The organism is Edwardsiella sp. EA181011 (assembly GCF_000800725.1).
GTDB lineage: Bacteria > Pseudomonadota > Gammaproteobacteria > Enterobacterales > Enterobacteriaceae > Edwardsiella > Edwardsiella anguillarum.
In genome coordinates this window covers 3,393,902-3,410,678 of record NZ_CP011364.1, presented here as the reverse complement: position 1 = coordinate 3,410,678, position 16,777 = coordinate 3,393,902, and the positions used below count along the sequence as shown (strand labels likewise).

Below are 16,777 nucleotides of genomic sequence, written 5' to 3'. Positions count from 1 at the left end.
GTTTGGGGGGATTGTAGGTGGCTTGCGTTAGCCCGAACCCGGTGTTTATCAGGCAACAAGTTATGACCGCTACAGCACAACAACTCGAATTTCTTAAACAAAGCATCAAGACCATCCCTGACTACCCTAAGCCAGGTATCCTTTTCCGTGACGTGACCAGTCTGCTGGAAAAGCCCGACGCCTATGCTCTGAGTATCGAACTGCTGGCGGCGCGCTACCGTACCGCCGGGATCACCAAGGTGGTGGGAACGGAAGCGCGCGGCTTCCTGTTTGGCGCACCGGTGGCGCTGGCGCTGGGCGTGGGCTTTGTGCCGGTGCGTAAGCCGGGCAAACTGCCGCGGGCGACGCTGGCGGAAAGCTATGCGTTGGAGTACGGCACCGATACGCTGGAGATCCATCAGGATGCCATCGATGCGGACGATCGCGTACTGATGGTGGACGATCTGCTGGCGACCGGCGGCACCATCGAGGCGACGACCCGCCTGATCCGCCGCCTGGGCGGCGTGGTGCACGACGCGGCGTTTATCATCGACCTGCCTGCGTTGGGCGGTGAGGCGCGTCTGGAAGCGATGAACATTAACTGCTACAGCCTGATCTCCTTCGACGGACATTAATCTGTAGCGCGCGTCATACGCTATCTCTCCGGGCCACCGCCAGTGCGGTGGCCCGGCTGTTTTTGCCGCCGCCGGGCGGCGGAATAAAGTGATGGGCATTGCGACAACTACTGTTACAATGATCAGATGATCGGGGCAGACGGGCGCCAGTGCTCGCCCTGCGCCATCAGTCCGACGCCGCTGGCCGTCTGTGGGACGGCCGGCGAATCTTCTTATTCTATCAGCGACGAATCATCAATGAGCTACCAGGTTCTCGCCCGCAAGTGGCGTCCACAAACCTTTGCTGACGTCGTGGGTCAGGAGCATGTCCTGACGGCACTGGCAAACGGGCTCTCTCTGGGCCGTATTCACCATGCCTATCTGTTTTCCGGTACCCGCGGGGTCGGCAAAACCAGTATCGCCCGTCTGTTGGCCAAGGGGCTGAACTGTGAAACCGGGATCACCGCCACGCCGTGCGGCGTCTGCGACAACTGTCGGGAGATCGAGCAGGGGCGCTTTGTCGACCTGCTGGAGATCGATGCCGCCTCGCGAACCAAGGTTGAAGACACGCGTGATCTGCTGGATAACGTGCAGTATGCCCCGGCGCGCGGTCGGTTCAAGGTCTATCTGATCGACGAAGTCCATATGCTGTCGCGCCACAGCTTCAACGCGCTGCTGAAAACGCTGGAGGAGCCGCCGCCGCACGTCAAGTTTCTGCTGGCCACCACCGATCCGCAGAAGCTACCGGTCACCATCCTGTCGCGCTGTCTGCAGTTTCATCTGCGTGCGCTGGATCATGAGCAGATCCGGGCGCAGCTGGAGAAAATCGCCCATGCCGAGGCCCTGACGGCGGAGCCGCGGGCGCTACAGCTGCTAGCGCGCGCCGCCGAAGGCAGCATGCGTGACGCTCTGAGCCTGACGGATCAGGCGATCGCCATGGGGCAGGGGCAGATTACCGCCGACGCCGTCAGCCAGATGCTGGGAACGCTGGACGATGAGCAGCCCCTGGCGCTGATCGAGGCACTGACTGCGGCGGATGGTGCGCTGGTGATGGCGCGGGTAGAGCAGGCCGCCGGGCGCGGCGTGGACTGGGAGAACCTGCTGGTAGAGATGCTGGCGCTGCTGCACCGGGTTGCGATGCTACAGCTGCTGCCCAGTGCGCTGGACAGCCAGTTTGCGGCGGTAGAGCCGCGTCTGCGCGAGCTGGCGCGGATGCTGCCGCCGGCGGATCTGCAGCTGTTTTACCAGATTATCCTCAACGGCCGTAAAGAGCTGGCCTTTGCGCCGGATCGGCGCATGGGGGCTGAAATGACCCTGCTGCGTGCGCTGGCCTTTCATCCTAAAGCAGTGATTGCCGAGCCGACTCCCGCGCCGGCGGCGGTGCAGGGCGGCGATATCCCCGTCGTCTCGGCCGCGACGGCACAGAGCGTCGCGCCGCTGGCGCCTGCACCGGCGGCGATGCCGCAGACGGTGAGCGCACCGCCGCCGGCGAACGCCGTGCCAGAGAGCACCGCGCAGCTATTACAGGCCCGCTCCCGCCTGCGGCAGAAGGCCGCCGGAGGGAGTGAGCCAAAAAAGAGTGAGCCGGCGGCGCCGCAGCGTGCGCAGCCGGCCTCTTCAGCGCTGGAGCGTCTGGCCAGCATAAGCGAGCGGGGCCAGCAGAAGATCGCGTCGGCGGAGCAAGCGCAGGCGTCGACGCGTAAAGAGGCCTATCGCTGGAAGGCGCAGAACCGTCCCGTAGAGGAGAAAGCGCCCAAGACGACGCCCAAGGCGCTGCGCAGCGCGCTGGAGCATGAGAAAACGCCGGAGCTGGCGGCGCATCTGGCGCAGGAGTCGCTGACGCGGGATACGTGGGCCCAGGAGCTGAGTCAGCTGCGGCTGCCCAAGCTGGTACAGCAGCTGGCGCTGAATGCGTTTCGTGAGTCTGCGCCGGAGGGAAGCGTGCTTCTGCATTTACGTTCGGCCCAGCGTCATTTAAACTCCGCCTCTGCGCGGCAAACGCTAGAGCAGGCCCTGAGCGACCACTATGGGCATCCGGTGGCGCTGAGCATTGTCGAGGATGATGATCCCCAACGGCGCACGCCGCTGGAGTGGCGTCAGGCTATCTATGAAGAGAGACTGGCGCAGGCCCGCGCATCGATTGCAGCGGATGGCAATATCCAGACCCTGCGGCGTCTGTTCGACGCCGAGCTGGATGAAGAGAGCATCCGCCCCGTTTAACCGCTGTGCCGCTGCGGCACGGCCCTACGAAAAAGAGAGAACGCTATGTTTGGTAAAGGCGGACTGGGCAACCTGATGAAGCAGGCCCAGCAGATGCAGGAAAAAATGCAGAAGATGCAGGAAGAGATCGCCCTGGTCGAGGTGACCGGTGAATCCGGCGCCGGCCTGGTGAAGGTCACCATCAACGGCGCGCATAACTGCCGTCGCGTGGAGATCGATCCCAGCCTGATGGAAGACGATAAAGAGATGCTGGAAGATCTGATCGCCGCCGCATTTAACGATGCCGCCCGTCGCATCGACAGCGAGCAGAAAGAGCGTATGGCCTCGGTTTCTTCCGGTATGCAGCTGCCGCCGGGCTTCAAGATGCCGTTCTGATGCAGACCAGCCCGCTTCTTGAATCCCTGATGGAGGCGCTGCGCTGTCTGCCCGGCGTCGGCCCCAAGTCGGCCCAGCGCATGGCGTTTCACCTGCTGCAGCGCGATCGCAGCGGGGGAATGCGCCTGGCGCAGGCGCTGACGCGCGCGATGTCGGAGATCGGTCACTGCCGAGACTGCCGTACTTTCACCGAGCAGGAGGTCTGTACTATCTGCACCAACGCGCGTCGGCGTGAGAATGGGCAGATCTGCGTGGTGGAGAGCCCGGCGGATATTCATGCCATTGAGCAGACTGGACAGTACTCCGGGCGCTATTTCGTGCTGATGGGACACCTCTCTCCGCTGGACGGCATCGGTCCACAGGATATTGGTCTGGACAGGCTGGAGGTGCGGCTGGGCCAGGAGGCGCTCAGCGAAGTGATCCTCGCCACCAACCCGACGGTCGAGGGCGAGGCGACCGCCAACTATATCGCGGAGATGTGTGCGGCGCACGGCGTACTGGCTAGCCGTATCGCCCACGGCGTGCCGGTGGGGGGAGAGCTGGAGATGGTCGACGGCACCACCCTGTCCCACTCTTTGGCCGGGCGTCACCCCGTGACGCGCTGATCCGCCAGGGGATACGCCGTCCGGCGTATCCCTGCCGCGATATCCACTCTCATTCACTCCGTCTCTACCGCCTGTCGCGGGTTATCTATTTTTTTACCCTTGAAAAGCGAATCCGCGGTCCCCATCTGTAACGCTATAACCCATTTTATCTGCGTGTTATCGATGAGAGGTAAAAGCGAATAATGAAAGGCCAAGAAACCCGTGGCTTCCTGTCAGAGGTGAAACAGCTTCTGCACCTGATGATCCACTCACTCTATTCCAATAAAGAGATCTTCCTGCGTGAGCTTATCTCCAACGCGTCCGATGCCGCTGACAAACTGCGCTTCCGTGCGCTGTCTAACCCGGATCTGTATCAGGGCGACGGCGAGCTGCGCGTGCGCATCAGCGTGGATCGCGACAACCGCACCCTGACGCTGAGCGATAACGGGATCGGTATGACGCGCGATGAGGTGATCGAGAACCTCGGCACCATCGCGAAGTCCGGCACCAAAGCGTTCCTGGAGTCCATGGGCTCCGATCAGGCGAAAGACAGCCAGCTTATCGGGCAGTTTGGAGTGGGCTTCTACTCCGCCTTTATCGTGGCGGATAAGGTCACGGTCCGTACCCGCGCCGCCGGCGCCAGCGCCGATCAGGGGGTATTCTGGGAGTCTACCGGTGAGGGCGACTACACCATCGCCGATATCGAGAAAGCCGAGCGCGGCACTGAGATCACCCTGCACCTGCGCGAGGGGGAAGATGACTTCCTGGATGACTGGCGCCTGCGTAACATCATCGGCAAGTACTCCGACCATATCGCCCTGCCTGTCGAGATCCTCAGCGGTGAGGGCGAAGAGGGCGAGAAGGCGTGGGAGAAGATCAATAAGGCTCAGGCGCTGTGGACCCGCAATAAAGCGGATATCAGCGACGAAGAGTATAACGAGTTCTATAAACACATCGCCCATGACTTCAGCGATCCGCTGGCCTGGAGCCATAATCGGGTCGAGGGCAAGCAGGAGTACACCAGCCTGCTTTACATCCCGTCCAAGGCGCCGTGGGATCTGTTTAACCGCGACCATCAGCACGGCCTGAAGCTGTATGTGCAGCGCGTGTTCATCATGGACGACGCCGAGCAGTTTATGCCGAACTACCTGCGCTTTGTGCGCGGTCTGGTGGACTCTAACGATCTGCCGCTCAACGTATCGCGTGAGCTGCTGCAGGATAGCCGCGTCACCCAGAACCTGCGTTCAGCGCTGACCAAGCGCGTACTGCAGATGCTGGAAAAACTGGCCAAGGATGATGCGGAAGCCTACCAGACCTTCTGGCAGCAGTTTGGCCTAGTGCTGAAGGAGGGGCCGGCGGAGGACGCCGCCAACCGTGAGGCGATCGCCAAACTGCTGCGCTTCGCCTCTACCCATAACGACAGCGCGCTGCAAAACGTGTCGCTGGACGACTACATTGGGCGGATGAAGGAAGGGCAGGAGAAGATTTACTACATCACCGCCGACAGCTATGCCGCCGCCGCCAGCAGCCCGCATCTGGAGCTGCTGCGTAAGAAGGGCATCGAGGTTCTGCTGCTCTCCGAGCGCATCGATGAGTGGATGATGAGCTACCTGACCGAGTACGATGCCAAGTTCTTCCAGTCCGTCAGCAAGAAGGATGAGACGCTGGAGAAGCTGGCCGACGAAGGGGACAGCGATGCGCAGAAAGAGGCGGATAAAGCGCTGGAGCCTTTCGTTGAGCGGGTGAAAACCCTGCTGGGCGAGCGAGTCAAGGAGGTGCGTCTGACGCATCGCCTGACCGATACGCCGGCGGTGGTCAGCACCGACGGCGATGAGATGACGACCCAGATGGCCAAGCTGTTTGCCGCCGCGGGACAGCAGGCACCGGAGGTGAAGTATATCTTCGAACTCAATCCGGAGCATGCGCTGGTGCAGCGCGCCGCGGAGCAGCAGGATGACGGGCGCTTTGCCCAGTGGATCGAACTGCTGCTGGATCAGGCCCTGCTCGCCGAGCGCGGCAGCCTAGAGGATCCTAACCAGTTCATCAAGCGTATCAACGCACTGCTGCTGGCCTGATAGCCAGACATCGCACGCAAGGGCGGCCCGTGGGCCGCCCTTTCTATTTGGCGCGCCGTCCTGCGGAGAGCGGGCTTTTTTACCGGCAATGGCGTCCGAACGACCAGTTTCACGTTTCAGCCGTATGCCGTCGCCTTGAGCCGGTGCCCGTTATAATGGTAAGGTTTAGCGTTTTTTAAATCTTAGGCAATAATTTGAGGGGAATTACGCGATGCGTATCATTCTGCTGGGCGCTCCGGGCGCCGGTAAGGGCACACAGGCACAGTTTATCATGGAGAAATACGGCATTCCGCAGATCTCCACCGGTGACATGCTGCGCGCTGCGGTGAAGGCAGGCAGTGAGCTGGGCAAACAGGCGAAGGCGATTATGGACGCCGGTAAGCTGGTGACCGATGAGCTGGTTATCGCGCTGGTCAAAGAGCGTATCGCTCAGGAAGATTGCCGCAGCGGTTTTCTGCTCGACGGTTTCCCGCGCACCATTCCGCAGGCGGACGCCATGAAAGAGGCCGGCATCAACGTCGATTACGTGCTGGAGTTTGCCGTACCGGACGAACTGATCGTCGATCGCATCATTGGCCGCCGCGTGCACCCGGGCTCCGGGCGTGTTTATCACATTAAGTTCAACCCGCCGCAGGTTGAAGGTAAGGATGACGTGACCGGTGAAGATCTGATGACCCGTAAGGACGATCAGGAAGGGACCGTGCGTAAGCGTCTGGTGGAGTACCATCAGCAGACCGCGCCGCTGATTGGCTACTATGGCCAGGAAGCGCAGGCGGGCAACACCCGCTATGTGAAGATCGATGGCACACAGAGCGTCGATCGCGTGCGCGCCGAGCTGGAAAGCGTGCTGGGCTAATGTTGCCGGTGTCACGCGATGAAGCGGCCTGAGGGCCGCTTTTTTGTCGCCGCTATCCGGAGGGCTTGGCCGATGCCAGCGATTGGTGGGACGCCGCCGTTTATCCTTTACAATAGGGGCAAGCAAGTAGGGGAGCAAAGCGATGGTGGCAGAAAAAAATGGGGTACTGCTGGTGAATCTGGGCACGCCGTCGGCGACGACGCCTGCGGCGGTCAAGGCCTATCTGGCGGAGTTTCTTAGCGATCGGCGGGTGGTGGATCTGCCGTCCTGGCAGTGGCAACCGCTGCTGCGTGGGCTTATCCTGCCGCGCAGGGCGCCGCGGGTCGCTCGCCTGTATCAGTCTATCTGGACGGCACAGGGGTCGCCGCTACTGTACTATAGTCAACGCCTGTGCGATGGGCTGCAGGCGCGCCTGGGTGGGGCGATCCCGGTCGCGCTGGGGATGAGCTACGGTGAGCCATCGCTGGATCGCGCGCTGTCTGCGCTGGCCGAGGCGGGGGTGACCCAGCTGACGGTGGTTCCGCTGTATCCACAGTACTCCTGTTCGACCAGCGCCGCCGTGTTTGACGGCGTGGCGGCCTGGCTGGCGCGCCAGCGGCGCATACCAGCGCTGCGCTTCGTGCGCGACTATGCGCAGCACCCGGCCTACATTGCCGCACTGTGCCAGCGCATCCGCCGCAGCGCCGCTGAACACGGACAGCCTGACACGCTGCTGTTTTCCTACCACGGCATCCCGCAGCGCTATGCCGATGAGGGGGATGACTATCCGCAGCGCTGTCTGGCGACCACGCAGGCGGTGGTTCAGGCGCTGGGGCTGACGCCGTCCCAGTATGCCGTCAGCTTTCAGTCACGCTTTGGCCGGGAGCCTTGGCTGACGCCCTATACCGATGAGACCGTGGTCGCCCTGGCTGCCGGTGGTACGCGCCATCTGCAGGTGATTTGTCCCGGTTTCGCCGCCGATTGCCTGGAGACGCTGGAGGAGATCGCGGTACAGAATCGTGAGGCCTTTTTGGCCGCCGGCGGCCGCCATTTTGCCTATATTCCGGCGCTGAACGATGATGACATGCAGGTAACGCTGCTGCAGCAGCTGGTCACGGTGCCTGCCGCGTAGGATGCCCGCTGACGCGGCCGGGGGGAGTGTGCTATTCTAGCCCGCTCCCTTTTCTTTTTGCCGATAACACAGATGAAATTCCCCGGTCAACGCAAGTCCAAACACTATTTCCCGGTTAATGCCCGCGATCCGCTGCTGCAAAAGACGCAGCATAATGAAATTGATAAAGCCTACGTCGTGGGTATCGATCAGACGCTGGTGGATATTGAGGCCAAGGTGGATGAGGCGTTTATCGCCCGCTATGGCCTGAGCCAAGGGCACTCGCTGGTGATCGAGGATAATGTCGCCGAAGCGCTGTACCAGGAGCTGTGTGACAGTAAGCTGATTACCCATGAGTTTGCCGGGGGCACGATCGGCAATACCCTGCACAACTACTCTGTGCTGGCCGACGATCGCTCGGTTCTGCTGGGGGTGATGTGCGAAAATGTCAAAATCGGCAGCTATGCCTACCGCTACCTGTGTAACACCTCAAGCCGCACCGATCTGGACCACTTGCAGGGCGTCGATGGCCCTATCGGGCGCTGTTTTACCCTGATCACCGATAACGGCGAACGTACCTTTGCCATCAGCCCGGGCATGATGAACCAGCTGCGTCCGGAAAGCATTCCCGAGGCGGTGATCGCCGGTGCCTCCGCGCTGGTGCTGACGGCCTACCTGGTGCGCTGTAAGCCGGGCGAACCGATGCGCGACGCGACCATGCAGGCGATCGCCTACGCCAAAAAGCACCATGTTCCGGTGGTGCTGACCCTGGGCACCAAGTATGTGATCGCCGACGATCCGCAGTTCTGGCGTGATTTCCTGCGCGATCACGTCACCATTGTGGCGATGAACGAAGAAGAGGCCCAGGAGTTGACCGGGCTGTCCGATCCGCTGGCGGCCTCGGACAGGGCGCTGGAGTGGGTGGATCTGGTGCTGTGCACCGCCGGTCCGGTCGGCCTGTATATGGCGGGCTATACCGAAGATGACGGCAAGCGCAAAACCCAGCATCCGCTGCTGCCGGGGGTGATCCCTGAGTTCAATCTGTACGAGTTCAGCCGGGCGATGCGGCGTGCCATGTGCGAAGCGCCGTGCCGGATCTACTCGCACATTGCGCCGTATATGGGAGGGCCGGAGAAGATCATGAACACCAACGGCGCCGGAGATGGCGCGCTCTCTGCGCTGCTGCACGATATCGCGGCTAATGAGTTTCACCGGACCAACGTGCCCAACTCCAGTAAGCATCAGCGTAGCTACCTGACTTACTCCTCCCTAGCGCAGGTGTGCAAATATGCCAACCGCGTCAGCTACCAGGTGCTCAATCAGCACTCGCCGCGTCTGACCCGCGGCCTACCCGAGCGGGAAGACAGCCTGGAAGAGTCCTACTGGGAGCGTTGAACAGCGCCTCTGTCTGCGGGCGGATGAGATGATCTTACGGAGATACGCCGGCGCAGCGCCGGCGTTTTCTTTGATCGGGTACGCTGTCATCTGCGCGGAGCCCGTGGCTAAATAGGACGCGAAAGGCTAGAAACGATCTCATTTACCCTAAGCGGAATACCCCTTTTCACTTTTTGCAAGCGTGCGTATAGAGCAATTTTCTTGATCGGCCGTAATATCATACAAATAAAAAATATGATGTAAAACAATGAATTGATTTCTTTTTTGCATTTGATCAAAATCTATTAAATTTAACTATCTTTAAAATTAATCAATCATTTATTTTTTATCAGTTTTATTGATTTTACTGTTTCCCATCGGACAATTAATCTTTGCGCAAGTTTTCAAATTAATAAAATAAATATTCCTGCTGTAATATCGGCAAGTGAATATATGCCCTGACAATATATTCTATATTGCAATTTGCATTGCGCCATATTAATAGCGCAGTGCCAATTTTTGCTATTTTAAATAAATCCTATTGCCTGTATTGGATTTATGTATTTCGGCATAAAGTCATCATGTTATGAGTTGTCGGGAATAATTTTTTCTCGCTGGCTCGCTATGCGAAATATATTCGCAGCCTCGTTCCGTGCCAACCTAGCGGTCAGATATTTTTAATTGATAAACGGAGTTATGATAATGAAGAAAATTTTACTGCCTGTTATGGCTCTGGCCGCTGCCGCTGTGAGTGGTCAGGCAAGCGCAGCTAACGGTAAAGTTGAGTTTACGGGTGAAATCGTTAATTCCACCTGTCAGGTAAGCAGCGACTCTCAAAATATCAACGTGTACTTGGGTAAATATCCGACCTCCGCGTTTAAAGCGGTTGGCGATAAGTCTGCATCCAAGGCTTTCCAGATCAACCTGGAGCAGTGTGAGCCGGGGAGCTACACCGTACGTTTCGATGGTAGCACCGTTGCCGGGCATCCTGACCTGCTGGCCGTCTCCAGCAGCGGCGCCACGGCGGCGGCGAAAGGCGTGGGTATCGAAATTACGGACGTTAATGGCAAACCGTTCCCGATCGCCGATCAGAGCCAGGGCGATGTGCCCACGGTGACGGTCGTTAGCGATAAGAAGGCGATATTTAACCTGCAGGCGCGCTATCGCTCTTATGCCAACACCGTTACAGCCGGTCTGGCCAACGCGACCAGCCCGTTTACCATCGAATATAAATAATTATTCGTCGGAATATTCGGCCAGGGATGGTCCGTATAGAGGAATAAGATGAAACGAATCGTTGCCGCATTATTACTGGTGAGCGCTTTTGCTGCTCATGCAGGAATTCAGGTTGATGCTACTCGCGTTATTTATAATGGCGATGAAAAGTCAGCGTCACTGCCTATCCACAATGACAGCGCGGATGCCTATATGGTGCAGACCTGGCTGGATAAAGGGGATAGCACCAAGGTAGAGAGTAAGTTACCGATGGTGGTGGTGCCGCCGATTGTTAAGCTGGACGCGCAAAAATCGGCAATTTTACGCTTCATCTATTCCGGACAGGGTTTTCCGCAGGATCAGGAGACACTGCTGTGGGTGAACGTGCAGGAGATTCCGCCGACGCCCAAGCAAGAAAACGTATTACAGGTTGCCGTGCGTACGCGGATTAAGCTGTTTTATCGCCCGAGTTCGCTGCATACCACTCTGGATGAGCAGGTGCATAAGTTGCGCTGGCAGAAAGCGGGAAATCAACTGCTGGCCATCAACGACGGGCCGCTACACATCACCTTTGGCTCTGTACAGATGCAGGGCAGCAACGGCAAGCCCATCGCGGTCGATGCCAATATGGTTGACCCCCATAGCCGCCTGGCGATCGCCATTCCGGCGGGGGCTCGCGTCGGCAATACAGTCTCCTTCAGCTACATCAATGACTTTGGAGGCCGGACTGAGGTTAAGGACGCGGTAGTTCACTGACGGAGAGAAGCGGGATGGCGCAACAACAGCGGATAGTATCACTGAAGACAGAGCCGACACGCTGGATGTGCCTGGCGTTTGCCGCCGGTAGCCTGTCCTTGGGGTGCAGCGCATCGGCCTGGGCCGAGTTTAACATGTCATTCGTTCACGGCAGCGAAAACGTCAACGCCGCTCAGGCGGTGGCTGAGGGCAACGCGCTGCCGCCCGGAGAGTATCCGTTTGCGATTTACCTGAACAAGCAGCAGGTCGACAACAAAGTTATCCGTTTCACGGCGAAAGAGGGCGCCGCCGCCCAGCCCTGCCTGACGGTGGAAGACCTGCTTAACTATGGGGTGAAGCTGCCCGATACGCTCACGCCGGGCAGCTGCGTTGACGTGGCCGCCGCCGTCAATGGCGCCACGCTCTCCTTCGATCCGGCGGTGCAGCAGCTCGACCTCTCTGTGCCGCAGGTCATGCTGGCGCAGCACGCGCGCGGCGCCATCCCGACGACCCTGTACGATCAGGGGATCAACGCCGCCTTTAGCAACTACAGCCTGAACTATAACCGCAACAGCAGCCAGCGTCAGAGCGGTCAAAACAGCGAATATACCTTTCTGTCCCTGAATAACGGTCTTAACCTGTGGAACTGGCGCCTGCGCAATAACATGACCATGAATAAAGTCAGCGGTCAGTCGGCACAGTGGGACAATATCGCGACCTGGGCGGAGACGGATATCGCGTCCTGGCGCAGCCGGCTGCAGCTGGGGCAGGCCAGCACCAATAATACCGTTTTTAATAGTATTCAGTTTCGCGGCGCCCAGCTTTCCAGCGTGGATGATATGCTGCCCGAAAGCCTGCGCGGCTATGCGCCGGTGGTGCGCGGCGTCGCCTCAACCAACGCCCGCGTCGACATTCGCCAGAACGGCTACGTGGTGTACAGCACCAACGTGGCGCCGGGGCCCTTTGAGATCCGCGATATCTATCCGCACTCCAACAGCGGCGACCTGCAGGTGACGGTCAATGAGGCTGACGGCACGCGTAAGCACTTTACTGTCTCTTACTCCTCCATCGCCAATATGCTGCGCGAAGGGATCTGGAACTACCAGCTGACAGCGGGTCGCTACCAGAACGGCGACACCCGCTATACACCCAACTTTATGCAGGGGACGCTGGCGCGCGGCATCGCCTATGGTCTGACGCCCTATGGCGGGCTAATCGTGGCGGATAACTATCGCGCCGCCGCGCTGGGCGTGGCCAAAAATATGGGCGAGTGGGGCGCCATCTCCATCGATGGCTCCTATTCTGATACGACGTTGGCCAACGGTGAGCGCGCCCGCGGACAGAGCTACCGTTTTCTCTACTCCAAGTCCTTGAACCAGATGGGCACCAACGTACAGCTGGCAGGCTACCGCTATGCGACGTCGGGCTATTATGACTTTGCCGATGCGGTAGAGGAGCGCAGCCGCTGGCGGCAGGGGATATACGAGAACAACTACTATAACCCGGGCGATGAGCAGACCGGGATCCCCGATCTGGACAATCGCAACCAGCATCGCGTGTATACCTCGCGCTATGCCAACAAGCGCGAGCGCGTGGATGTCTCCATTAACCAGCAGCTGTGGCAGGGGGCGACGCTGTATGCCAACGTCAGCAGCCAGAGCTACTGGGGCGGCGGTGGCCGGGATCGTACCGTCCAGCTGGGCTACAACGACGCCATTAAGCGCATTAGCTATGGCGTCTACCTGCAGGATACGCGCAGCCAGTACGGCTACGCCGATCGCAGCATCAACCTGTCGGTGTCGATCCCGCTGAACTGGGGACGCGACAACCATTCGGCCTCGCTGAACGTCAGCGGGACCCACAGCCGTCAGAGCGGAGATAGCTATAACACCGGCATCAGCGGAACGGCGCTGAGCGATCAGCGGCTGAACTACGCCCTGAGCACCGGGCATACCGAGTCGGCGGGGCAGAGCAGCGCGCTGAACCTGGGCTACCGAGGCGCCTATGGCAACCTGGACGGCAGCTATAGCTACAGCAACAGCTATAACCAGCTGGGGCTGGGGCTCTCCGGCGGCGTATTGCTTCACTCTGGCGGCGTGACGCTGTCGCAGCCGCTGCAGAATACGGTCATTCTGGTCGAGGCGAAGCACGCCAGCGGCGTTCGCCTGGATAACCAGAGCGGCGTGGCCATCGATCCCTTTGGCTATGCGGTCGTTCCCTCAGCGACGCCATACCGATTCAACGCGGTGGCGCTGCATACGCAGGACTTTGAGCCGGGCCTGGACGTGCCGGTGGCCAGCAAGCAGGTGGTACCGACGGAGAAGGCTATCGTGAAGGTGCGCTTCGATACGTTTTACGGCGTGAGCCTGCTGATCCATAGCCACCTCAACGACGGCGGCTATCCGGCGGTCGGCGCCAGCGTCTTTAACCAGCAGGGGCGTAACAGCGGAACTGTGGGACTTAACGGCGATCTGTATGTATCCGGGGCGCAGCCGGGCGAGAGGCTGACCCTGCGCTGGGGCAATCAGCCGGGCCAGCAGTGCGCGCTGGCGCTGCCGTCCGATCTGTCGATGCGGAATACCACGGCCGGCTACCAGGAACTCTCTCTCCCCTGTCAGACTCAATAAGGTGACGGATTAATGAAAAGCCTAAGTATAAAACAGGCGCTGGCATTCACGCTGCTGCTGCTGGGTCTCTGCGTCAGCCGCCCGGCGTCTGCGCTCTCCTGTCGGGAGGGCAGTAACGCATCGAGCTGGGTGCCCATCGGGAATATTTATCAGCGTATCGATATCGGGCGGCCGATTATCCTGTCCGCCGCCGACTTTACCGCCGGTAACCTGATTTGGCGTTCGCAGAACTTTACCACCACCTTTACCTGCTGGGATAACTGGAATACCGGAAGGGGAGAGCACGCCTACATTTACTGGAACCCGAAGGATGCGTTTGGGAGCCTGCACCGTTCACTGTCGGTTGGGGTCTCGATCAACGGGATCGACTATGATGCGATTAACCTCAAGCAGAGCGGCAGCCGGCCCAGCGGCCCCGATCTGGGCGAGGGGACATCAAACAGCGGCGGCGGTATTGCTAGACCGCGTACGCTCACCGTCAGCTATTCGGTGTACATCAAGGCCACCGGCATCAAGCCGCCGGCGGGTAACTTCCCGGCGCTGGGGCTACCGTCGCTGTTTCAGATTGACGGCGTGGGCGGCTTGGATGCGCGCCCCAACGGCAACTTTAACGCCTATATCTCCGGGTTGGATAAGATCCAGGTGATCCACTGCAACCCGCAGATCAGCGTGCTGGCGAATAACGGCAACAGCATCGACTTTGGTACGCTGAGCGCCGCTGGCGCCCGCCCGGGCGTTATCGCTCGCCAGATACCGTTCAGCATCAAGGCGACGCTGCTCGGTGGAGAGTGCGGCGGGCAGCAGCTACAGGCCAGCTTCAGCACTTTGAGGCCGGACGTCAGCGATCGATCGCTGATCCTGCCGGATACCAACCCAGGCGTCGGGATTTTCCTGACGAAGGCGGGGGATACCGGCGCGACGCCGATCCCGCTGCAGACCAATATCGACTTCGGCGGTCGGCTGCAGGATAAGCAGAATGAGGTGAGCGAGAACTTTACCGCCAATCTGAAATGGCTGACCAATCGGCCGACGGCGGGGCGCTTCCATGCGACGGCCAACATCGACGTCACCTTTAAATAGCCGGGTGCGCCCCCGTGGCGGGGAGCGCGAATCCGGGTCACCCCCGCGGCGGCTTTTCGGCCGCCGCCCGTCCGATCCTCTCCCTGTTTTAGCATGCGCTGCGTGCAACTCTAGAGCCTTTAATGCATTGTTAGGTGAGTTGCGTCACAATAACTGGCTGATTTACAACATAATCACCGCCTGATTCAGGGTAAGATAAGGGCGTTCGCCGCCGTGCCTTCCCCGTGGCTGGCATGAGCGGCGCGTTATTGTGACAAGGAGAGAGGGCAATGAAATTTACCTATCGGGGTGCCGCCTGCGCGATCGCGCTAACGCTGGCGCTGACGCCAGGCTGGTCGCTGGCCTGGGAAAAAGATAAAACCTATAACCTGACCATTCTGCATACCAACGATCACCACGGCCACTTCTGGCAGAGCGAGCAGGGCGAATATGGCCTGGCTGCCCAGAAAACGCTGGTGGATCGCCTGCGTGCCGAGATCGCCGCCGAGGGCGGCAGCGTGCTGCTGCTGTCGGGCGGCGATATCAATACCGGGGTGCCGGAGTCCGATCTGCAGGATGCCGAGCCCGATTTTCGCGGCATGAACCTGGTGGGCTACGATGCGATGGCCATCGGCAACCACGAGTTCGACAACCCGCTGAGCGTGCTGCGCCAGCAGCAGAAGTGGGCCGACTTCCCGCTGCTGTCGGCCAATATCTATGCGCAGGATAGCGGCAAGCGCCTGTTCCAGCCCTATCAGATATTCGATCGCCAGGGGATCCGCATTGCGGTGATCGGCCTGACCACCGACGATACGGCCAAAATAGGCAACCCTGAATACCTGAAGAACATCGAGTTCCGCCCCCCGGCGGCGGAGGCCAAGGGCGTGGTCGAGCAGCTGCGGGCCAGCGAGAAGCCTGACGTGGTGATCGCCGCGACGCACATGGGCCACTACGACAACGGCGAGCACGGCTCCAACGCTCCGGGCGATGTTGAAATGGCGCGCGCGCTGCCGGCGGGCTACCTCGATATGATCGTTGGCGGCCACTCGCAGGATCCGGTGTGCATGGCACAGGAAAACCGGAAACAGGCGAACTATGTCCCCGGTACGCCCTGTGCGCCGGATCGCCAGAACGGGACCTGGATCGTACAGGCCCATGAGTGGGGGAAATATGTCGGGCGGGCCGACTTTACCTTCCGTAACGGGGAGCTGACCCTGCAGCGCTACCAGCTGATACCGGTGAACCTCAACCGACAGGAGAAGCAGGCCGACGGTTCGAAGACGCGGATCTACTACACCGAGGCGATCCCGCAGGATACGGCGATGCTGAAGCTGCTGACGCCGTTCCAGGATCAGGGGCAGGCCGCGCTGGCGGTGAAGATCGGCAGCGTAGAGGGGCGTCTGGAGGGGGACCGCAGCAAGGTCCGCTTTGAGCAGACCAACATGGGGCGCCTGCTGCTGGCGGCGCAGATGGAGCGAACCCATGCCGACCTGGGGGTGATGAGCGGCGGCGGGGTACGCGACTCGATGGACAGCGGCGACATCAGCTATAAGGATGTGCTTAAGGTGCAGCCGTTCGGCAACACCGTCGCCTATGTCGACATGAGCGGCGCGGAGCTGGAGAAATACCTGGGCGTCGTCGCCAATAAAAAGCCCAACTCCGGCGCCTATGCGCAGTTTGCCAACCTGAGCCTGACGGCGGACGGCAAGCAGGGCGTCAGCGGCGTGAAGATCGGCGGGAAACCGCTGCAGGCCGATCGGACCTATCGCGTGGCGCTGCTGAGCTTTAACGCCAGCGGCGGCGATGACTATCCCAATGTGACCCAGCATCCGGGCTACGTGAACACCGGTTTCGTCGATGCCGAAGTGCTGAAGGACTATATCCAGCGCCATTCGCCGATCAAGGCGGCGGACTATCAGCCGAACGGCGAGATCGTGTATCGCGATTAAGCGTCAGCGCCTACGCCGCACGTAG

At 60.1% G+C, this 16,777-nt stretch carries 13 protein-coding genes and 1 other annotated feature; all 13 genes read left to right on the top strand.

The window, feature by feature from the left end:
- Positions 1-62 precede the first annotated feature (62 nt).
- The 13 genes from apt to ushA all read left to right on the top strand — a co-directional run bounded on the left by apt (position 63) and on the right by ushA (position 16,752).
- Complete coding sequence (gene apt, locus QY76_RS15085) at positions 63-614, top strand: adenine phosphoribosyltransferase (protein ID WP_045424673.1); 552 nt, start codon at positions 63-65, stop codon at positions 612-614.
- 237 nt (positions 615-851) lie between these two features.
- The gene (gene dnaX, locus QY76_RS15080) at positions 852-2,813 is read left to right on the top strand and encodes a DNA polymerase III subunit gamma/tau (protein WP_034163813.1); all 1,962 of its coding nucleotides are present in this window, start codon (positions 852-854) and stop codon (positions 2,811-2,813) included.
- Positions 2,150-2,210, top strand: a sequence feature (DnaX frameshifting element). Its footprint overlaps the gene before it by 61 nt.
- Before the next feature lie 45 nt (positions 2,814-2,858).
- The gene (locus QY76_RS15075; RefSeq protein WP_034163632.1) at positions 2,859-3,188 is read left to right on the top strand and encodes a YbaB/EbfC family nucleoid-associated protein; all 330 of its coding nucleotides are present in this window, start codon (positions 2,859-2,861) and stop codon (positions 3,186-3,188) included.
- Positions 3,188-3,793, top strand: a complete 606-nt coding sequence (recR, locus tag QY76_RS15070; RefSeq protein ID WP_045424676.1) for a recombination mediator RecR — start codon at positions 3,188-3,190, stop codon at positions 3,791-3,793. The genes QY76_RS15075 and recR overlap by 1 nt, the downstream gene beginning before the upstream one ends.
- 182 nt (positions 3,794-3,975) lie before the next feature.
- Positions 3,976-5,847 (top strand): molecular chaperone HtpG, encoded by a 1,872-nt coding sequence (htpG, locus tag QY76_RS15065; protein WP_045424680.1) that lies wholly within the window; start codon positions 3,976-3,978, stop codon positions 5,845-5,847.
- A 211-nt stretch (positions 5,848-6,058) separates the two neighbouring features.
- Entirely contained in the window at positions 6,059-6,703 is a 645-nt protein-coding gene (gene adk, locus QY76_RS15060) for an adenylate kinase (protein WP_045424683.1), read from the top strand.
- Positions 6,704-6,845: 142 nt separating this feature from the next.
- Positions 6,846-7,814, top strand: a complete 969-nt coding sequence (gene hemH, locus QY76_RS15055) for a ferrochelatase (RefSeq protein ID WP_045424685.1) — start codon at positions 6,846-6,848, stop codon at positions 7,812-7,814.
- Positions 7,815-7,886: 72 nt separating this feature from the next.
- Entirely contained in the window at positions 7,887-9,188 is a 1,302-nt protein-coding gene (locus QY76_RS15050; protein ID WP_034163627.1) for an inosine/guanosine kinase, read from the top strand.
- Between the two features lie 681 nt (positions 9,189-9,869).
- Positions 9,870-10,403 carry a fimbrial protein gene (locus tag QY76_RS15045; RefSeq protein WP_034163626.1) on the top strand — a complete coding sequence of 178 codons (534 nt, stop codon included), beginning with the start codon at positions 9,870-9,872 and terminating at the stop codon, positions 10,401-10,403.
- A 48-nt stretch (positions 10,404-10,451) separates the two neighbouring features.
- Positions 10,452-11,138, top strand: coding sequence for a molecular chaperone (locus QY76_RS15040; protein WP_034163625.1), 687 nt, complete (start codon positions 10,452-10,454; stop codon positions 11,136-11,138).
- Positions 11,139-11,152: 14 nt separating this feature from the next.
- Entirely contained in the window at positions 11,153-13,744 is a 2,592-nt protein-coding gene (locus QY76_RS15035) for a fimbria/pilus outer membrane usher protein (protein ID WP_052365565.1), read from the top strand.
- 12 nt (positions 13,745-13,756) lie between these two features.
- Entirely contained in the window at positions 13,757-14,824 is a 1,068-nt protein-coding gene (locus QY76_RS15030; RefSeq protein WP_034163622.1) for a fimbrial protein, read from the top strand.
- Positions 14,825-15,093: 269 nt separating this feature from the next.
- The gene (gene ushA, locus QY76_RS15025) at positions 15,094-16,752 is read left to right on the top strand and encodes a bifunctional UDP-sugar hydrolase/5'-nucleotidase UshA (RefSeq protein ID WP_034163620.1); all 1,659 of its coding nucleotides are present in this window, start codon (positions 15,094-15,096) and stop codon (positions 16,750-16,752) included.
- Positions 16,753-16,777: the final 25 nt, after the last annotated feature.